This is a genomic window from Polaromonas sp. P1_G1 (assembly GCF_056405595.1).
On the sequence record NZ_JBFUBU010000048.1, the window covers coordinates 1 to 15,280 of the forward strand.

Here is a 15,280-nt window from a genome sequence, read left to right on the forward strand (position 1 = left end):
TTTAGCGAGACCCCGTCTGGACCGAGCACCGCAGGTTGCCCGTAGCGAAGCGGAGGGACGCAGCAACCAGGGTCGCCTTTTCTTTTGCTTACTTTTCTTTTGGCGAAGCAAAAGAAAAGTGAGTAGCCGCCGGGCTACCCCCGGCCAGCCGACCCTAAAACACCTCAGCGCCTCAATCGGCACATTTCCAGTTATCCCACCGAACCTGCCCCAAAGCGCCCCCCTCCCACCGCAACGTGCCGGGCGCCGCCGGGCAAACCGCCACGGTAAAGGCCGCACCTTGTCCCACCATGGCCGTGCAATCGTCGCCATCCCCGCAAGGCACGAACCGGGCCGACCGCATGGAAGGCCGTGATGCGGGCGCAGGACTCGCTGAAGTCACCTGCTTGAGCCAGGCCTCCTTGAGCGTCCACTGCGCATAAAACCAGGCTTGCTGTTCCCGCGGGTCGGCGGGCATGTCCTGCAGCGCCTCGGGCTCATGCATCCATTCATTGAGCGCCGGGAAATCACGCGCGCGGTCGCTGCATTCCACATCCACGCCGACGGGCTGGTGCGAGACCGCACAGGCCAGCCAGTCCCCGCTGTGGCTTAGCGAGAAATACCAGGGATCGGATACCGGCGCGGCCAGCAGTTGCGGCGCGCCATCGTCGGGCGCCGAGAGGGCGTAGTCCTGCCAGCGGCCGCCGCCCTGGGCCGCCAGGCACTGGCGGGCCAGCCAGCGCCCGGCGATGAACTGGGTGCGCCGGCGCAGCGCGCTCATGGCGGACAGCCGGGTTTCTTCCTCCTGGCTGAGCCAATCCAGGCCCAGGCCGGACAGGCCGGCATGGACGGCCGCCACGCTTTCAAGCCTGAGATGGGTCACAAGGCCGGGCGTGTTCGTGCTCATCGCTGGCCCTGGATCGGTGAACGCTCAGAGCTTGAGCATCTCGCCGCGGATGGATTCCTTGAGCTCGCTCACCCAGGTGTTGTAGAAGGGGTGGATGACGGGCTCGCCGTTGCGCTGGCCGTAGTTCATGTTGATGCTGTCCTGGTACATCAAGGTGTACTTCACGGGCGTGTAGGTGATCAGCACCATGACGGTGTGCTTGCCGCCGCCGGTCTTCAGCGTGGCCTGCAGGTTGCCGTCGGCCTGCTGGGCGATGGTCCAGTTCTTGGCGGTGGCGCCGGCCAGGATGGCTTCCTTGACGCGCGACGCGCTGGGTGCGGCGCCGCTGGTGGTGACCACCGGGACGTCGGGATGGTTCAGGATGGGCAGGGGCCAGCGGGCGCTGGCGGGGCCGGCGGCAAAAGCCATGGCAAGAACCAGGCCGGCAAAAAATTTCGATTTCATGGTGTGTTCCCTCTCTCTTCGGTTGACGACTGTGCCGGCTTATCCGGCCGGCTGCTTTCATTCAGGCTCAGGGCCTTCGTGATGGTGGGTAGCTGGACATTTTGACGTGTCCGGCCGGTGAAATTCCGGTGCGCATGCTCACTCCGGCCAGCGCCGCAGGATCAGCGAGGTGTTGATCCCGCCGAAGGCGAAGTTGTTGCTCATGACGATGTCGGTCTGCAGGCTGCGCCCGCCTTCGCGCACGTAGTCGAGCTCGCCGCAGCGCGGGTCCACATTGCGCAGGTTGATGGTGGGCGCGAACCAGCCGTCGCGCATCATCTCGACGCTCATCCAGGCTTCCAGCGCGCCGCAGGCGCCCAGGGTGTGGCCCATATAACTTTTGAGCGAGCTGATGGGGGTATGGCTGCCGAAGACCTCGTGCGTGCCCTGGCTCTCGGCGACGTCGCCGTGCTCGGTGGCGGTGCCGTGGGCATTGATGTAGCCGATGGCCTCGGGCGGCAGCCCGGCGCCGGCCAGGGCCAGGCGCATGGCCTGCGCCATGGTGCGCGGGTTCGGCTGGGTCACGTGCGTGCCGTCGCTGTTGGTGCCGAAGCCGATGATCTCGGCCAGGATTTTTGCGCCGCGTGCCTGAGCGTGCTCCAGCTCTTCGAGCACCAGCGTGCAGGCGCCTTCGCCCAGCACCAGGCCGTCGCGTTCGGCGTCGAAGGGGCGCGGGCTTAAGTGCGGCGTGTCGTTGCTGGTGCTGGTGGCGAACAGGGTGTCGAAGACCGCGGCGTCGGTGGCGTCGAGCTCCTCGGCGCCGCCGGCCAGCATGGCGACCTGCCGGCCGCTCTGGATGGCCTCGAAGCCGTAGCCCAGGCCCTGGCTGCCGGCGGTGCAGGCGCTGGAGGTCGGGATGATGCGCCCGGTGACGCCGAGGAACACGCCCATGTTGACGGCGGCCGAGTGCGACATCATGCGGATGTAGGTGTTGGCGTTGATGCCTTCGGTGGTCTTGCGCGAAATCATGTTGCCGAAGTCGCCCATGGCGGCGGGCGAACCTATGGAGGAACCATAGGAGATGCCCATCTTGCCGCTGGTGACCAGCGGGTCGCCGGCCAGGCCCGCGTCGGCCAATGCCGTTTCCGCGGACAGGGTGGCCATGATGGCGACCCGGCCCATGCTGCGCGTGACCTTGCGGTTGTAGCGCGCGGGCAGCTCGAAGGGCGCGGCGCGGGTGCCCAGCCGCGTGTTCAGGCCCTCGTACTCGTCCCATTCGCGGATGTACTGGACCACGTTGCGCTCCTCGCGCAGGCGGGCGCGGACGGTGGGCCAGTCGTGGCCCAGCGGGCTGATCGCGCCCACGCCGGTGATGACGACGCGTTTCATCCGACCATCCCCCCGTTGACGGAGATCACTTGGCGCGTGATGTAGGCGGCGTCCGCCGAGAGCAGGAAGGAGACGGCGGCCGCCACTTCCTCGGGGCGGCCCATGCGGCGGGCGGGAATCATGTGGAGGGCTTCCTCAAGCACGTGGGGTTCAATCATGTCGGTATCTATCAGGCCCGGGGCCACGCAGTTCACGGTAATTTCGCGCTTGGCCAGCTCCACTGCCAGCGCCTTGGTGGCGCCTATGATGCCGGCCTTGGCTGCACTGTAGTTGGTTTGGCCCCGGTTGCCCATCAGGCCGGACACCGAGGACAGCGTCACGATGCGCCCGGGCGCGCGCCGTCGCACCATGGGCATGACGACGGGGTTGAGCACGTTGTAGAAGGCGTCGAGGTTGGTATGGATGACCGTATCCCAGTCCTCGCCGCTCATGGCGGGAAAGGCGTTGTCGCGTGCGATGCCGGCATTGCAGACCACCCCGTAATAGGCGCCGTTGGCCTCGATGTCGGCCAGCAGCATGCTGGAGGCCTGGGCGCGGTCGGTCACGTCGAAGCACAGCACGCGCGCCTCGCGGCCCATTTCCAGGATGGCATTGGCTACCTCTTCGGCCTGCTCGCGCTGCTGGCGGCAATGCACGGCCACGTCATAGCCGTCTTTGGCCAGGCGCAGCGCCACGGCCCGCCCTATGCCCCTGCTCGATCCCGTGACCAGCACGCAGCGGTTCATGATGTCTCTCCCTTTTTGCTATCCATAAACGCCCCGCCTTCGGGGGGCTCAAACACCGACAGGTTGGCCGAAGCCGCAAGTTCGCCGCCCACCAGTATCCGGCAGGCGAACATGCCCAGGCCGTTGTCGGCCATCAGTTCGCAATCGGCCTCGATTCGCAGGCACTCGCCCGCCTTGAAGGACTGGCGAAACACATCATAGCGACGGGTCCCCACCAGGAAGCCCAGCGTGACGGCGCGTCCCTCGCGGCGCGCCCGCTGGCCCGCCCAGGCCGCGATGGTCTGGGCCATGTACTCGATGCCTATCCAGGCGGCCAGTTGCCCATCGCGCAGGAAAAGGCTGTCCTCGGCTATGTCGGCCTCGGCCACCACGCGTTCGGTGTCGACGCTGAGGATGCGGTCCAGCCAGCTCATGGCGCCGCGGTGCGGTACCAGGTCCGCCACCACAAGGGATGTGTCCATCGCGCTCATTCAGCTGCTCCCCAGCAGGACGCTGGCATTGCTGCCGCCGAAAGCGAAGGAGTTGCTCAGGACGTGGCGCGGCGCGCGGCCCAGGCTTTCGCCGGGCGCCACCAGGCGCAGCGGCGCCAGCGCGGGGTCCACCTCGCCGTCCCACCAGTGCGGCGGCAGCCGGCCTTGCGGGTTGTCCACCAGCGTCAGCCAGCTGAAGGCCGCCTCGACGGCGCCCGCGGCGGCCAGGGTGTGGCCGGTCAGCGGTTTGGTGGAGCTGACCGGCACGCCGCTGCCCAGCACCTCGGCCACGGCCAGGCTTTCCATGATGTCGTTGTGCGGCGTCGCGGTGCCGTGAAGGTTCAGGTAGTCCACCGCGCTTGCCGGCAAACCGGCGCGCTGAAGGGTGGCCTGCATGGCGCGCATCGCGCCGCGGCCGGCCGGGTCGGGCGCCGACATGTGGTGGGCGTCCGAGCTTTCGCCCCAGCCCGCCAGGCGCACCGGCGCTTCTTCGCGCGTCATCAGGAACAGCGCCGCGCCTTCGCCCAGGTTGATGCCGCGCCGGTTCAGCGACATCGGGTTGCAGCGCGCGGCCGACACCGACTCCAGCGCCGAGAAGCCGGCCACCGTGAAAGCGCCCAGCGCGTCGCAGCCGCCGGCCAGCACGGCGTCGGCCATGCCGGCGTTGAGCAGCCGCGCCCCGCTGGCCAGCGCCTTGGCGCCCGACGAGCAGGCCGTGGAGATGACGTGCGCGATGCCGGTGAGGCCGAGTTCGGCGGCCAGGAAGTCGGCGAGGTTGCCGAGCTCTTGCTGGGCATAGCTGAAGCCCGCGGGCCAGGTGCCGCTGCGCTCATGCAGCGCGCGCGCGGCCTCGCCCTCGGCCAGGCCCGAGGTGCTGGTACCGACCACGACGGCGACACGCGAGGGGCCGAAGCGGTTGAYCGCGGCCTCCACGGCCGGGCGAATGCCCTCAAGCGCCAGCAGGGCGATGGCGTTGTTGCGCACGCGGAACTGCGGCGCGGCATGGTCCAGGCTGGGCAGGGCCGCCTGGACCTCGCCCAGCGGCAGGCTGCGTCCCGGCGAGTAGCGCTCGGTCTGCACCAGCCCGCCGGGGCCGGCCGCATTCCATAGCGCTTCGCGCACCTGCGGTATGCCGTGGCCCAGTGCGCAGACCAGGCCGGGAGGGTGGAGGTAGATCGTGCTCATGGCGATGAAAAAACCGGCGATGCGCCGCGGGTATGGATCTGCACGGTATAGCCTTCGGCGTGCTGGACCAGCTCGACGTGCTCGGCCGCCAGCTTGCGCACCGACACCCGCACACGGCCCTCATGGCTCAGCTCGCGTGTTTGCGGCGACTCGGCCAGCTGCCAGCCTGGCGCCAGTCCCGCGCGCACGGCCTCGGCCGGCCACCAGACCAGTTGCAGGTCGCTGAGCACGCGCTCGGCGCTGACCACCTTGGGCCAGCCCGGCGCCAGGCTTTGTTCCAGCTGCCGGCCGTCCCATTCAAGCCGCGCGACGGTCTGTCCCAGCTGCAGGAAAGCCATGCGCACCGACTGCGCGTCAACTTCGAGCGCCACGTCCAGTGAGCGCGACTGGCCCGCGGCCAGGATGTCGAGCTGCTGCACCACCGCGAGTTCGCGGCCCAGCGATGCCGGGGCCAGCCGCAGCAGCGGCGTGGCGGCCGATGGCGAGGACGGCGAAGACGCACAGCCCGCCAGCACGGTTACGGCGGCGAACACGGCGGCAAGGAGCTTCAGGCCGAACACAATTCCTCCAGCACGGCCAGCCGACGCTTGGACTCGGCGACGTAAGGGTTGCCGGTATCCCAGGCATAGCCCGCCAGGATGGACGAGATCATGCGGCGTATCTCGGGGCTGGCGTTTTCATGGAAGATGACTTTCTGGAAGCCGCCGGCATACCAGGACTCGACGAACACCCGGAAGGTGTCGACGCCGGCCTTCAGCGGGCGCGCGTAGTCGCTTTCCCAGTCGACAGGTTCGCCCTCCGCCTGGCGCTTCAGGCAGGCGGCCGCGAGGCTGGCCGACTTGAAGGCGATGGTCACGCCGCTGGAAAACACCGGGTCCAGGAATTCGCCTGCGTTGCCGAGCAGGGCGTAGTTCTTGCCCCACAGCGACTTGACGTTGGCCGAGTAGCCCGTGATGCTGCGCGCCGGGGTGTCCCACACCGCATTCGCGAACAGGGTGCGCAGGCCGGGCGCTTCACTCACGAGGGCCTGCAGGCGCTCGGTGTCGCTGCCTGTGTACTGCGCGAGGAATTCGGTGCGCGCGACGACGCCCTGGGAGCAACGGCCGTCGGAAAACGGGATGGTCCAGTACCAGACGTCGCAATGCTCGGGGTGCACGGTGACCAGGATTTTTTGCCGGTCAAAACCCGCACCGGCCGGTACGTTGTCCTGCACGTGGGTGAAGATGGCACCGCGCGTGGGAAAGCCCGACGGGTATTCCAGGCCCAGCAGCCGGGGCAGCACGCGGCCGAAGCCGCTGGCGTCCAGCAGGAAGTTGGCGGTCACGCCATAGGTACGGCCGTCTGCATCACGCACCTGCACGCTGGGCCGCTCGCCGGCCACGTCCACTGCCAGCACTTCGTGGCGGTAGCGGACTTCGGCGCCCAGGCGGGCCGCTTCGTTCGCCAGCACTTCGTCGAAGCGGGCGCGTTGCACCTGGTAGGTGGTGCCCCAGCCTTGCGAAAATTTGTCGCGGAAGTCGAACTCGGTGTGCTGCTCGCCGCAGGCAAAAGCCGCGCCGTTCTTGTACTGGAAGCCGGCCTCGACGACGGCCCGCAGCATGCCGGCGGCCTCGATGTATTCCATGCTTTGCGGCAGCAGGCTTTCGCCGATGGAAAAGCGCGGGAACTGTTCGCGCTCAAGGATCAATACCTGCCGCCCCTGCTGCCGCAGCAAGCCCGCGGCCACGGCGCCCGCCGGGCCGGCCCCGATGATCAGGATGTCTGTGTGTTCTTGTGTCATGCCTGCCTTGGGTTGGGGTAATGGGGCTTGTGTAAGCGAAAAAGGGGCGCGAGCAGGCACACCAGTGCCAGCCCTATCAGCAAGGTCAGCCCGAAGGCATGCAAGGCCGGCGTCGCGGACAAGGCCAGCAGGCCGAAAGACAGGCCGGTGCTGAGCGCGCCCAGCAGCACGGCCAGCCAGGCGTGGCCCTGGTCCTCGCCCTGGTGCTCAAGCAGGAAAATCCCGTAATCGACGCCCATGCCCAGCAAGAGCATCAGCGCCAGCAAATTGAAGAGCTGGAAAGGCTCGCCCAGCCAGCCCAGCGCGGCCAGGCACCCCAGCGAAGCCAGCGCGGTCGGCAGCCAGGCGCGCCAGGCTGAGCGCCCGAAGCGCAGGGCCATGGCTGACCATACCACCACATGCCCCACCAGCAGCAGCCAGCCCATGGTGACGCGAAAGCGCCCCAGCAAGCCCGACATGTCGCCGGCCCGGTCCACCCAGTGCACGCCTTCGACCTGTTCGCCGAGCGCATGCAGCGCTTCGGCCTGGGCGCGGTTGGCCAGGCCGCGTATCAGCACGGCGCTGGCATAAGCCCCGTCGACCTGCCCCAGCCATTGGGCGCGCGCCGCGGCCGAAGCGGGGCTGGCCAGCCAGGCCTGCAGTTCCAGCGGCGCGGGGTTGAAGGCCGGGCGTTGCAGGTCTTCGCCCAGTGCCTGGCTGACCTTGCGCAGCACCTGCTGCTCGGCCTCGGTGCTCAGGCGGCGGTTGTCGGCCTGCCGCGCGGCGGACGGCACCCAGTCGGAGACGGCGCTGAGCGCAGGCTTGCCGGCCTTGGCCGGGTCGCTGCGTAGTTTGTCTTTGAGCGCTTCTTCGCGCTGCAGCACGCCCTCGGGCGTGGGGCCGCGCACCACAAAGAACTGCGCCGGGCTTGGTATCTGCAGCAGGCGGCTGACCTCGATCTGGTCCTTGATCAGCTCCGGCGGCGAGGACTGCAGCTGGCGCAGGTCGTCGTTGGCTTGCAGGCGAGAGACGCCCCAGGCGCACAGCAGGGTAAAGAGCACCAGCAGGGCCCACAGCCGGCGCCCCTTGAGCGCGGGCCAGCGCGCCAGGTTGGCGGCCACGGCGCCGGCCATGCGGCTGCCGCGCAGCGTGCCGCGGTCCAGCGCGGGAAACCAGCACACGGCGGTGAGGAAGGCGGCGACCAGCCCCACGGACGAGAACACCGCCATCTGCCGCAGGCCCGGAAAAGGCACGACGGCCAGCACCAGGTAGCCGAGCACGCTGGTCAGCAGCGCCAGCGCCAGCCCGGGCAGCAGGTGTTTCATCAGCGGCCAGCGCGCGGTGCCGGGGGAAGCCAGCCGCGAGGTGAAATAGTGGATGCCGAAGTCTTCGGCCACACCGACCAGGCTGGCGCCGAACACCAGCGTCAGCAAATGCACCTGGCCGAACACCCACACCGTGACGGACAGCGCCGCGGCGCAGCCCACCAGCAGCGATACCGCGATCAGCGCCACGGGCCGCAGCGCGCGAAAGGCCCACCACACCAGCGCGATGACGGCCGCCAGCGAACCCCAGCCTATGGTGTTCATCTCGCGGTTGCCCTGGGCCGCGCCGGCTTCGGCATGCAGGGGCACGCCCGCGCGCAGCAGGGTGATCGGGCCGGCTTCGGCCGCCGCCCGGCCGGCCGCGTCCAGCGCATCGCCCCAGCGGCGCTCGCCGTCGAGGCGAAAGGCCGAGCCCTCGGTTTCATACAGCAGCACCGCCCAGTCGCGTTTGCCATCGGGGTCGGCCACCCACAGCAGGCCGTCGCGCGGCCGGGCCGCCGTGAGGCCCGCACGCTGCGACCACCAGGCGGTCCACAGGCCCAGCGGGTCGGCCAGCCAGGCGGTCGGCTGGCCGGTGTTCAGGCCGTGCAGTCGCTCCAGCGCCTGCGCGGCCAGTGTGGAAGTGTCCGGCTTGCGCAGCTCCGCGCGCTGGCCGTCGGTGAGCAGCGCATCGCGCCAGGGACGGTAAAAATCCAGCGACTGCGTGGCCACGCTGCCATCGCCCGCACGGCGCAGGCCCGCATGCGCGGCCGCCACGGAAGCATCAAAGCGCGCGGCCGCATCCTGCGCGCCGCGCCAGTCGGGCGCGCCCAGCATGACCACGACGCGGCGCTCGCCCTGCTCGCCGAGCTGGCGCATGGCGCGCTGCGCGACTGGGGCTTTGTCATCCTGGGGCAGCAGCGCGAAGACGTCGGTGTCCAGCCGGGGCGCTTGCCAGAACTGCCACTGGTGCCAGCCTATGGCGGCCACGACCAGCAGCCAAGCCAGGGCCAGCCACTGCGGAGTGCCCAGGCGCGAGGAAAACCTCATGGGCCGAAGCGCCCGGCTTCGGCCGGGCTCAGGCTGGATGCCGCGTGGTTAAAAAAGCGGATGCGGCTGGCGTCGCCCGAAGCCTCGTACAGGTTCACGCTGTCGACGTGGCGATGGCCTTCGAGTTCTATGCGCGTGATGAAACCGGCCAGGTTGGCGTCGCGCGGCTTGAGTGCCAGGCGCCAGCCCTGCGCGCCCTGCAGCGCGCCTTCGGCCTGGAAGCGCTCGGCCAAAGCCTTGACGTCGCCGGCCAGCAATGCCATCAGCATTTCATTGACGGCTTTCAGGCCCGGCTCCTGGCGCGTGTCGATCTGGCGGCTGGCGCCGCTTTCGCCCAGCGTCAGCAGGCGTTCGCGCGTGACGACTACGGTCGACGCGAAAGGCTGGGCCGTGACCCACAACACGCCCTTGCCCGCCGCCATGACAAATGTGCCCTTGGACACCAGCGGGCGCTTGAAACCCTTGATGGTCTTGGTCTGTTCGAACTCGCCGCGCAGCACGGCGGGGTTTTCCAGGCGCCGGCCGATCTCGGCCAGCAACTCGGGCGCGTTTTGGGCGTATGCGCCAGCGCCAACGACTGTCAGGCCGGCCGGCAGCAGCTTGAGGAAGGCGCGGCGCTGCATCATGCTCCAGGCCCTTTCACGCCCAGGCGTTCCCATAACACCGGCGGGCAGACCCAGCACATTTCAAGCGTGCTGATGTCCAGCGCTACCTGGATGGTGCTGGCCTTGTTGAGCCGCGCGTTGGTTTCGGCGCACAAGATCAGGTACTCGATCTTGAGCCGGTTCTCCCATTCGACGATGCGTGCGCGTATGCGTATGCGCTGGCCGTAGCGCACCGAGCCGACGTACTTCACGCGCAGGTCGACGATGGGCCAGGCGTAGCCGGACTCGTGCATCTGCGGGTAGTCGTAATTGAACTTGGCCATCAGCGCGTTGCGTGCCAGCTCCAGGTACTTGACGTAGTTGCCGTGCCAGACGATGTTCATCGGGTCCAGGTCATGGAAGGCCGGGCTCAGTTCGATCTCGTGGCTGAGGTCGGGGGCGGGTGCGGACGTTTCAGCCATGGTAAAGACTCCATTGCCCCGAGCGCATGCCGGCCAGCAGGCGCTGCAGGTCGGCGTCCAGCGCGCGGTCTTCCTCGACCAGCGCGATCTCCTTGGACAGCCGTTCCAGGAAGCCGGCCAGCGGCGCGGGCAGCGGCAGCTTGCTCAAAGGCAGGCGCAGCGCCAGCGCCTGCCTTGCGGCGATCAGCAGGGCGGCCACCACCTGCTCGGTCAGCTCCAGCACACGCAGCGCGTCGCGCGCCGCGATGGTGCCCATGCTGACCTTGTCCTGGTTGTGGCATTCGGTCGAGCGCGAGAACACCGAGGCCGGCATGGTCTGCTTGAGCGCCTCGGCGGTCCAGGCCGAGACGCTGATCTGCAGCGCCTTCAGGCCGTGGTTGATGGCCGCTCGCGGCCCGGTGGCCGCCGACAGGTTGGCCGGCAGGCCGTGGTTGAAACGCGTGTCCACCAGCAGCGCGAGCTGGCGGTCCAGCAGGTCGGCCACGTTGGCGACCACGTTCTTGAGCGTGTCCATGGCCAGCGCGATGTGGCCGCCGTAAAAATGCCCGCCGTGCAGCACGCGCTCCTCGTCGGGTTCTATCAGCGGGTTGTCGTTGGCGCTGTTGAGCTCGTTCTCGATCAGCTGGCGCAGCCAGGGCATCGCGTCTTCGAGCACGCCGATGACGTGCGGCGCGCAGCGCAGCGAATAGCGGTCCTGCAAGCGGCTTTCGTTGCGGGCCGGCCGGTCGGACAGCAAATCTTCACGCAGGCGGCGCGCCACCAATTGCGGCCCCGGGTGCGGTTTCAGCGAAAAAAGCGTTTCGTCGAAATGGTGGGCGTTGCCGTCGCTGGCCCAGACGTTGCAAGCGGTGAGCCGCGTGGCCAGGCGAGCCACGCCGTCGGCGCGTTCCCAGGCCAGGCAGGCCAGCCCGGTCATGACTGAGGTGCCGTTCATCAGCGCCAGCGCCTCCTTGGGCCGCAGGCGCAGGGGTTTCAGGCCGATGCGGGCCAGCGCCTCGGCGGCAGGCTGGCGCCGGCCTTCGAACAGCACTTCGCGCTCGCCACACAGCACCGCGGCCACATAGGAGAGCGGCGTCAGGTCGCCGCTGGCGCCCACCGAGCCCTCGGCTGGAATCAGCGGCAGCAGGTCGTGCACCAGCAGCTGCTCGAGTTGCACCAGCAGTTCCCAGCTCACACCCGACACGCCCTGGCACAGCGAGACCAGTCGCGCGGCCAGCACGGCACGGGTTTCTTCGGGCGTCAGCCAGCGCCCAGCGCCTATGCCGTGGAAGGTGTAAAGATGGTGCGGCAGTTCGGCCACCAGCTCGGGCGGGATGCTGACGGTGCAGGAATCGCCGTAGCCGGTGGTCACGCCGTAGACGACGCCGTCCTCGCGCAGCAGCCGGTCCAGGAAAGCCGCGCCGCGCGCGATGCGCTCGCGAAAAGCCGGGGCCTGGCCCAACGCCGCGGGGCGCGCGCGCGTCGACAGCGCGACAACGTCTTCCACGTCCAGGCGCCGGCCATCAAAAATCACGGGGTTCAAATGTTCAACGGTCATGGTCGCGATCAGGTTGTGCGGTGCGCGGCGGGATGGCCTGCGCCCAGAAGGGGAAAAAATTGAACCAGGCCAACGGTGCACGCGCCAACAGCCCTTCAAGCCAGCCGGCGAATTGCTGCGCATGGGCGGCCAGCGCCTCGCGGCGGGCATTGCGGGGCAGCGCCACCTGCTCGGCCAGGCAATGCACGCGCAGCACGTAGCCGCTGCTTTCGCGCACGCAGGCCATGGCATACAGCGGGCACTTGAGCAGCGCGGCCAGCACGTAGGGGCCGACCGGCCATTGCGCCTCGTGGCCCAGGAAGCGGGCCGGCACGGCCATACTCTGGCGCACCGGCACGCGGTCGCCGGCGATGGCGACGAACTCGCCCTGTGCCACCTTGTCGGCCAGCAGCATGGCGGTGGCCGGGTTGACTTCGGTGACCTGGATGAAACGCACTTCGCTGTCGGGGTGCAGCTGCTGCAGGATGCGGTTGAAGCGTTCCGCGTGCCGCGTGTGCACCAGCACGTTGAGCCGCACGCCGCGATGCCGTTCGGCGCTGATGCGGCACAGCTCCATGCAGCCGATGTGGCCGGTGACGATCACCGCGCCCCGGCCCTGGGCGGCCAGGGCCAGCAGGCCCTGCTCACCTTCCGTGCGAAGGCTGGCCTGCGTGATGCCGCCGCTCACGGCCAGCAGCTTGTCAAGGATGGCATCGGCAAAGGCCAGGAAATGCCGCAGGGTGTCGCGCCACACGGGCGCATGGCCCAGGCTGCCGGTGGCCGCCTCGATTTTTTGCAGGTAGTCCAGCGAGGCGCGCCGCGCATCTCCACGCGTCGCCCAGTAATACGCCACCACCGGGTACAGGCACACGCGAAAGGGCAGGCGTCCCAGCACGCGGTAGACCCAGAACAGCAAGCGCACGCCGGCGACAAAGGTGTGTTCGCCCAGGCTGGCCCAGTGCGGCGCGGCGGTGGGGGCGATGGAGGGCTGCATCACGAAGTGACCTTGCGCCACACCAAGAGCGGCAGGCGCAGCAGCATGCCGGCCAGCATGCGCGCATGCATGCCGGAGATCAGCAGGTTGTCGCGCACCAGCTGGAAGTGCGACACGCCGTCGGCCGGGTAGCGCACCCGCGTCGGCAGGTTGACGATGCGCACGCCGCGCCAGTGCAGGCGCACCAGCAGTTCGGAGTCGAAGTCCATGCGCCGGCCCAGGCGGGCCTGGTTGAACAGCTTCACGACGGGCACCAGCGGGTAGACACGAAAGCCGCACATGGAATCGGCGATGTCCAGCGACAGGGTGTTGATCCAGACCCAGACGTGGGTCGCGTAGCGCCCATACAGCCTGGCCTTGGGAACGGACTCGTCATAAATGGGAACGCCGCAGACCACGGCATCGGAGTGGCTTGCCGAGGCTGCGAGAAATCGGGGAATGTCGGCCGCTTCATGCTGGCCGTCGGCGTCGATCTGCAGCGCATGGGTGTAGCCAAGCGACTGCGCATGCCGCAGGCCGGCCATCATCGCGCCGCCCTTGCCCTGGTTGTGGTCCAGCCTCAGCAGCACCATGCCGGCGCCGTGCAGCGCGGCGAGTTCATCCAGCACCTTGGCGCAGGCCGCGTCGCTGCCGTCATCGACCACCACCACCTCAAGGCCGTGGGCGCGCACCGCGGCCACCATGGTGCCTATGGTTTGCGGGTGGTTGTAGCAGGGGATGATCGCGACGGCTTTATGCATCGTCGGCCCCGGTTTGATAGGACCAGACCGCGCGTCCGCTGGCGTGTTCGTTCGGTGTGGAGGCGCCGGAAGCGTCCGCGCCCTCATGCGAATACAGGCGAAAGCTCAGGCTGCACAGGCTCGCGTCGGCCAGCCGGGGCTTGAACTGCAAGGCCATGTACAGGGCCGTGCCGGGCTGCACCGGCCGCACGAACTTGAGGGCTTCCAGGCGCACGAAGTGTTGCGGCAGGGCGAAACATTCGCGCCCCAGCGACAGCGCCCAGTCCAGCTGCGCGACGCCCGGCAAGATTGGTGCGACCTCGAAATGGCCGTCGAACACCGTGAGGCCCGCGTGGATGTCCAGCGTGGCCAGCGCATCGGTGTCGCCGCGCTCCAGCCATTGCACGGCCGGCATTTCGGGGCGCGCCGCGGGCGCTTGCGGTGTGAAGAGTGCCGCGAGCAAGGCTTCCGGCGACTTGCCCTGTGCATTGACCGGCAGGGCCTCTACAAAGCGCCAGCGCCTCGGGATGGCCAGGGCCTCCACGCCGCTGGACAAAGCCTCGCGCAGCGACTCGAGCAGGGCGCGCCGGCCCAGGCTATCCTGCTCGCGACCCGCCGGCGTAAGCACCGCCACCACGCCCACGCGGACGCCCACGGCGGTATCGACCACCAGCGCTCTGGCTTCCTGCACCCAGGGCGTCTTCAGCAGCAACTGCTCGACTGCGCTGAGCGAGACGCGTTTTTCCTCGATCTTGGCGATGCGGTCGACACGGCCCAGCAGGCGGAAGCTGCCGTCGCCGGCCGGCGCGGCACGGTCGCTGGTGGTCCACCACGCGGTGTCGGGCAGGCGCGGCGACTGCACGGCCAGGCACTCGCCGTCGAGGCGCCACTGCACGTCGGCAAACGGCTGCCAGGGTTGGTCCGCGGCGGTGCTCTGGCGCCAGGCGATGCCGCCGGTTTCCGAGCTGCCGAAGACCTCGATGGGCGCGCGGCCCAGGATCACGGCGGCGGACTGGGAGACCTCAAAGGGCAGGGGCCCACCCGAGGAAAAGACGGCGCGCAGTTGCTGCCGGGCCAGTTGCCAGTCCGGCGGCTCGGCCAGGCGCTTGAGGTGGGCCGGGGTAGACACCAGGATGGACGCCTGGGCGCCCAGGCAGGCGGCCAGGTCTTCGGGATACAGCAGCCTGCGCAAGCCGAAGGGCCGGCCGGCGGCCAGCGGCCACAGCACCAGGAACAGCAGGCCGTAGATGTGCTGGTGCGACACCGTCGCCCACACCGTGGGCGCGCCGTCGTCCAGCCGCTGCCCCAAGGCTTCTTCGAGTGCGCCGACCTCGGACGCCAGCTGGTCCAGGCGTTTGTCGATGGCTTCGGGACGGCCTTGCGATCCCGAGGTGTAAAGCCGCAGGCGCGCGGTGGAGAGGTCCAGGGGCTGGCGGGCCGTCGCCGGTGCTTGGGATTCAGTGCCGGCCTGCAGCGCGCCCGGCAGGTCGCCGGCCAGCAGGTAGCCGGCCTCCAGCAGGGTGCTGAGCGTGTCGGGCCGGTCGTCGCCGGGCAGCACTGCGGTTTTGCCCAGGTGCCAGACGGCCAGCAGCGCCGCCGCGAACTCAAAGGGATCGTTGAAGTAAATGGCGCAATGGGACTCGGGCCGCGCGGCGAACACGCTTTGCCAGCACGCCACCCTTTGGAGCAGGTCGGCATGCGACAGATGCCCGCCGTCGGCGCGCAGCGCCACCCGGCGCCGCGCATCCGGCGTGCGGCAGGCGAGCTCGCTCAGGGACCACCAGTCGGCCATGC

15 protein-coding genes are annotated in these 15,280 nt (G+C 69.0%); all 15 read right to left on the reverse strand.

The annotated features are described in order from the left end of the window. Nucleotides 1-172: 172 nt before the first annotated feature. The 15 genes from AC1D1Y_RS21190 to AC1D1Y_RS21260 all read right to left on the reverse strand — a co-directional run bounded on the left by AC1D1Y_RS21190 (nucleotide 173) and on the right by AC1D1Y_RS21260 (nucleotide 15,278). Complete coding sequence (locus tag AC1D1Y_RS21190) at nucleotides 173-886, reverse strand: 4'-phosphopantetheinyl transferase family protein (RefSeq protein WP_477684085.1); 714 nt, start codon at nucleotides 884-886, stop codon at nucleotides 173-175. A 24-nt stretch (nucleotides 887-910) separates the two neighbouring features. Continuing rightward, nucleotides 911-1,330: a hypothetical protein gene (locus AC1D1Y_RS21195; RefSeq protein ID WP_477684086.1), complete on the reverse strand. Its 420-nt coding sequence runs from the start codon at nucleotides 1,328-1,330 to the stop codon at nucleotides 911-913. 138 nt (nucleotides 1,331-1,468) lie between these two features. Continuing rightward, complete coding sequence (locus AC1D1Y_RS21200; protein ID WP_477684087.1) at nucleotides 1,469-2,698, reverse strand: beta-ketoacyl-ACP synthase; 1,230 nt, start codon at nucleotides 2,696-2,698, stop codon at nucleotides 1,469-1,471. Then, entirely contained in the window at nucleotides 2,695-3,423 is a 729-nt protein-coding gene (gene fabG, locus AC1D1Y_RS21205; RefSeq protein WP_477653077.1) for a 3-oxoacyl-ACP reductase FabG, read from the reverse strand. The genes AC1D1Y_RS21200 and fabG overlap by 4 nt, the downstream gene beginning before the upstream one ends. After that, nucleotides 3,420-3,884: a hotdog family protein gene (locus tag AC1D1Y_RS21210; RefSeq protein ID WP_477684088.1), complete on the reverse strand. Its 465-nt coding sequence runs from the start codon at nucleotides 3,882-3,884 to the stop codon at nucleotides 3,420-3,422. The genes fabG and AC1D1Y_RS21210 overlap by 4 nt, the downstream gene beginning before the upstream one ends. Nucleotides 3,885-3,893: 9 nt before the next feature. Continuing rightward, nucleotides 3,894-5,078 carry a beta-ketoacyl-ACP synthase gene (locus AC1D1Y_RS21215; protein ID WP_477684089.1) on the reverse strand — a complete coding sequence of 395 codons (1,185 nt, stop codon included), beginning with the start codon at nucleotides 5,076-5,078 and terminating at the stop codon, nucleotides 3,894-3,896. Then, entirely contained in the window at nucleotides 5,075-5,611 is a 537-nt protein-coding gene (locus AC1D1Y_RS21220; RefSeq protein WP_477684090.1) for a DUF3261 domain-containing protein, read from the reverse strand. The genes AC1D1Y_RS21215 and AC1D1Y_RS21220 overlap by 4 nt, the downstream gene beginning before the upstream one ends. 14 nt (nucleotides 5,612-5,625) lie before the next feature. After that, nucleotides 5,626-6,858, reverse strand: coding sequence for an NAD(P)/FAD-dependent oxidoreductase (locus AC1D1Y_RS21225; RefSeq protein ID WP_477684091.1), 1,233 nt, complete (start codon nucleotides 6,856-6,858; stop codon nucleotides 5,626-5,628). Continuing rightward, complete coding sequence (locus AC1D1Y_RS21230; protein ID WP_477684092.1) at nucleotides 6,855-9,191, reverse strand: MMPL family transporter; 2,337 nt, start codon at nucleotides 9,189-9,191, stop codon at nucleotides 6,855-6,857. Before AC1D1Y_RS21230 ends, AC1D1Y_RS21225 begins: the two co-directional genes overlap by 4 nt. Continuing rightward, the gene (locus AC1D1Y_RS21235) at nucleotides 9,188-9,817 is read right to left on the reverse strand and encodes a LolA family protein (protein ID WP_477684093.1); all 630 of its coding nucleotides are present in this window, start codon (nucleotides 9,815-9,817) and stop codon (nucleotides 9,188-9,190) included. Before AC1D1Y_RS21235 ends, AC1D1Y_RS21230 begins: the two co-directional genes overlap by 4 nt. Continuing rightward, complete coding sequence (locus AC1D1Y_RS21240; RefSeq protein WP_477684094.1) at nucleotides 9,814-10,257, reverse strand: acyl-CoA thioesterase; 444 nt, start codon at nucleotides 10,255-10,257, stop codon at nucleotides 9,814-9,816. Before AC1D1Y_RS21240 ends, AC1D1Y_RS21235 begins: the two co-directional genes overlap by 4 nt. Next, a complete protein-coding gene (locus AC1D1Y_RS21245) occupies nucleotides 10,250-11,794 on the reverse strand; it encodes an HAL/PAL/TAL family ammonia-lyase (protein ID WP_477684095.1) in 1,545 nt (514 codons plus the stop codon). The genes AC1D1Y_RS21240 and AC1D1Y_RS21245 overlap by 8 nt, the downstream gene beginning before the upstream one ends. Next, nucleotides 11,784-12,767, reverse strand: coding sequence for an LpxL/LpxP family acyltransferase (locus AC1D1Y_RS21250; protein WP_477684096.1), 984 nt, complete (start codon nucleotides 12,765-12,767; stop codon nucleotides 11,784-11,786). Before AC1D1Y_RS21250 ends, AC1D1Y_RS21245 begins: the two co-directional genes overlap by 11 nt. Then, nucleotides 12,767-13,507, reverse strand: a complete 741-nt coding sequence (locus AC1D1Y_RS21255) for a glycosyltransferase family 2 protein (protein WP_477684097.1) — start codon at nucleotides 13,505-13,507, stop codon at nucleotides 12,767-12,769. The genes AC1D1Y_RS21250 and AC1D1Y_RS21255 overlap by 1 nt, the downstream gene beginning before the upstream one ends. Then, nucleotides 13,500-15,278, reverse strand: a complete 1,779-nt coding sequence (locus AC1D1Y_RS21260) for an ApeI family dehydratase (RefSeq protein WP_477684098.1) — start codon at nucleotides 15,276-15,278, stop codon at nucleotides 13,500-13,502. Before AC1D1Y_RS21260 ends, AC1D1Y_RS21255 begins: the two co-directional genes overlap by 8 nt. Nucleotides 15,279-15,280 lie beyond the last annotated feature (2 nt).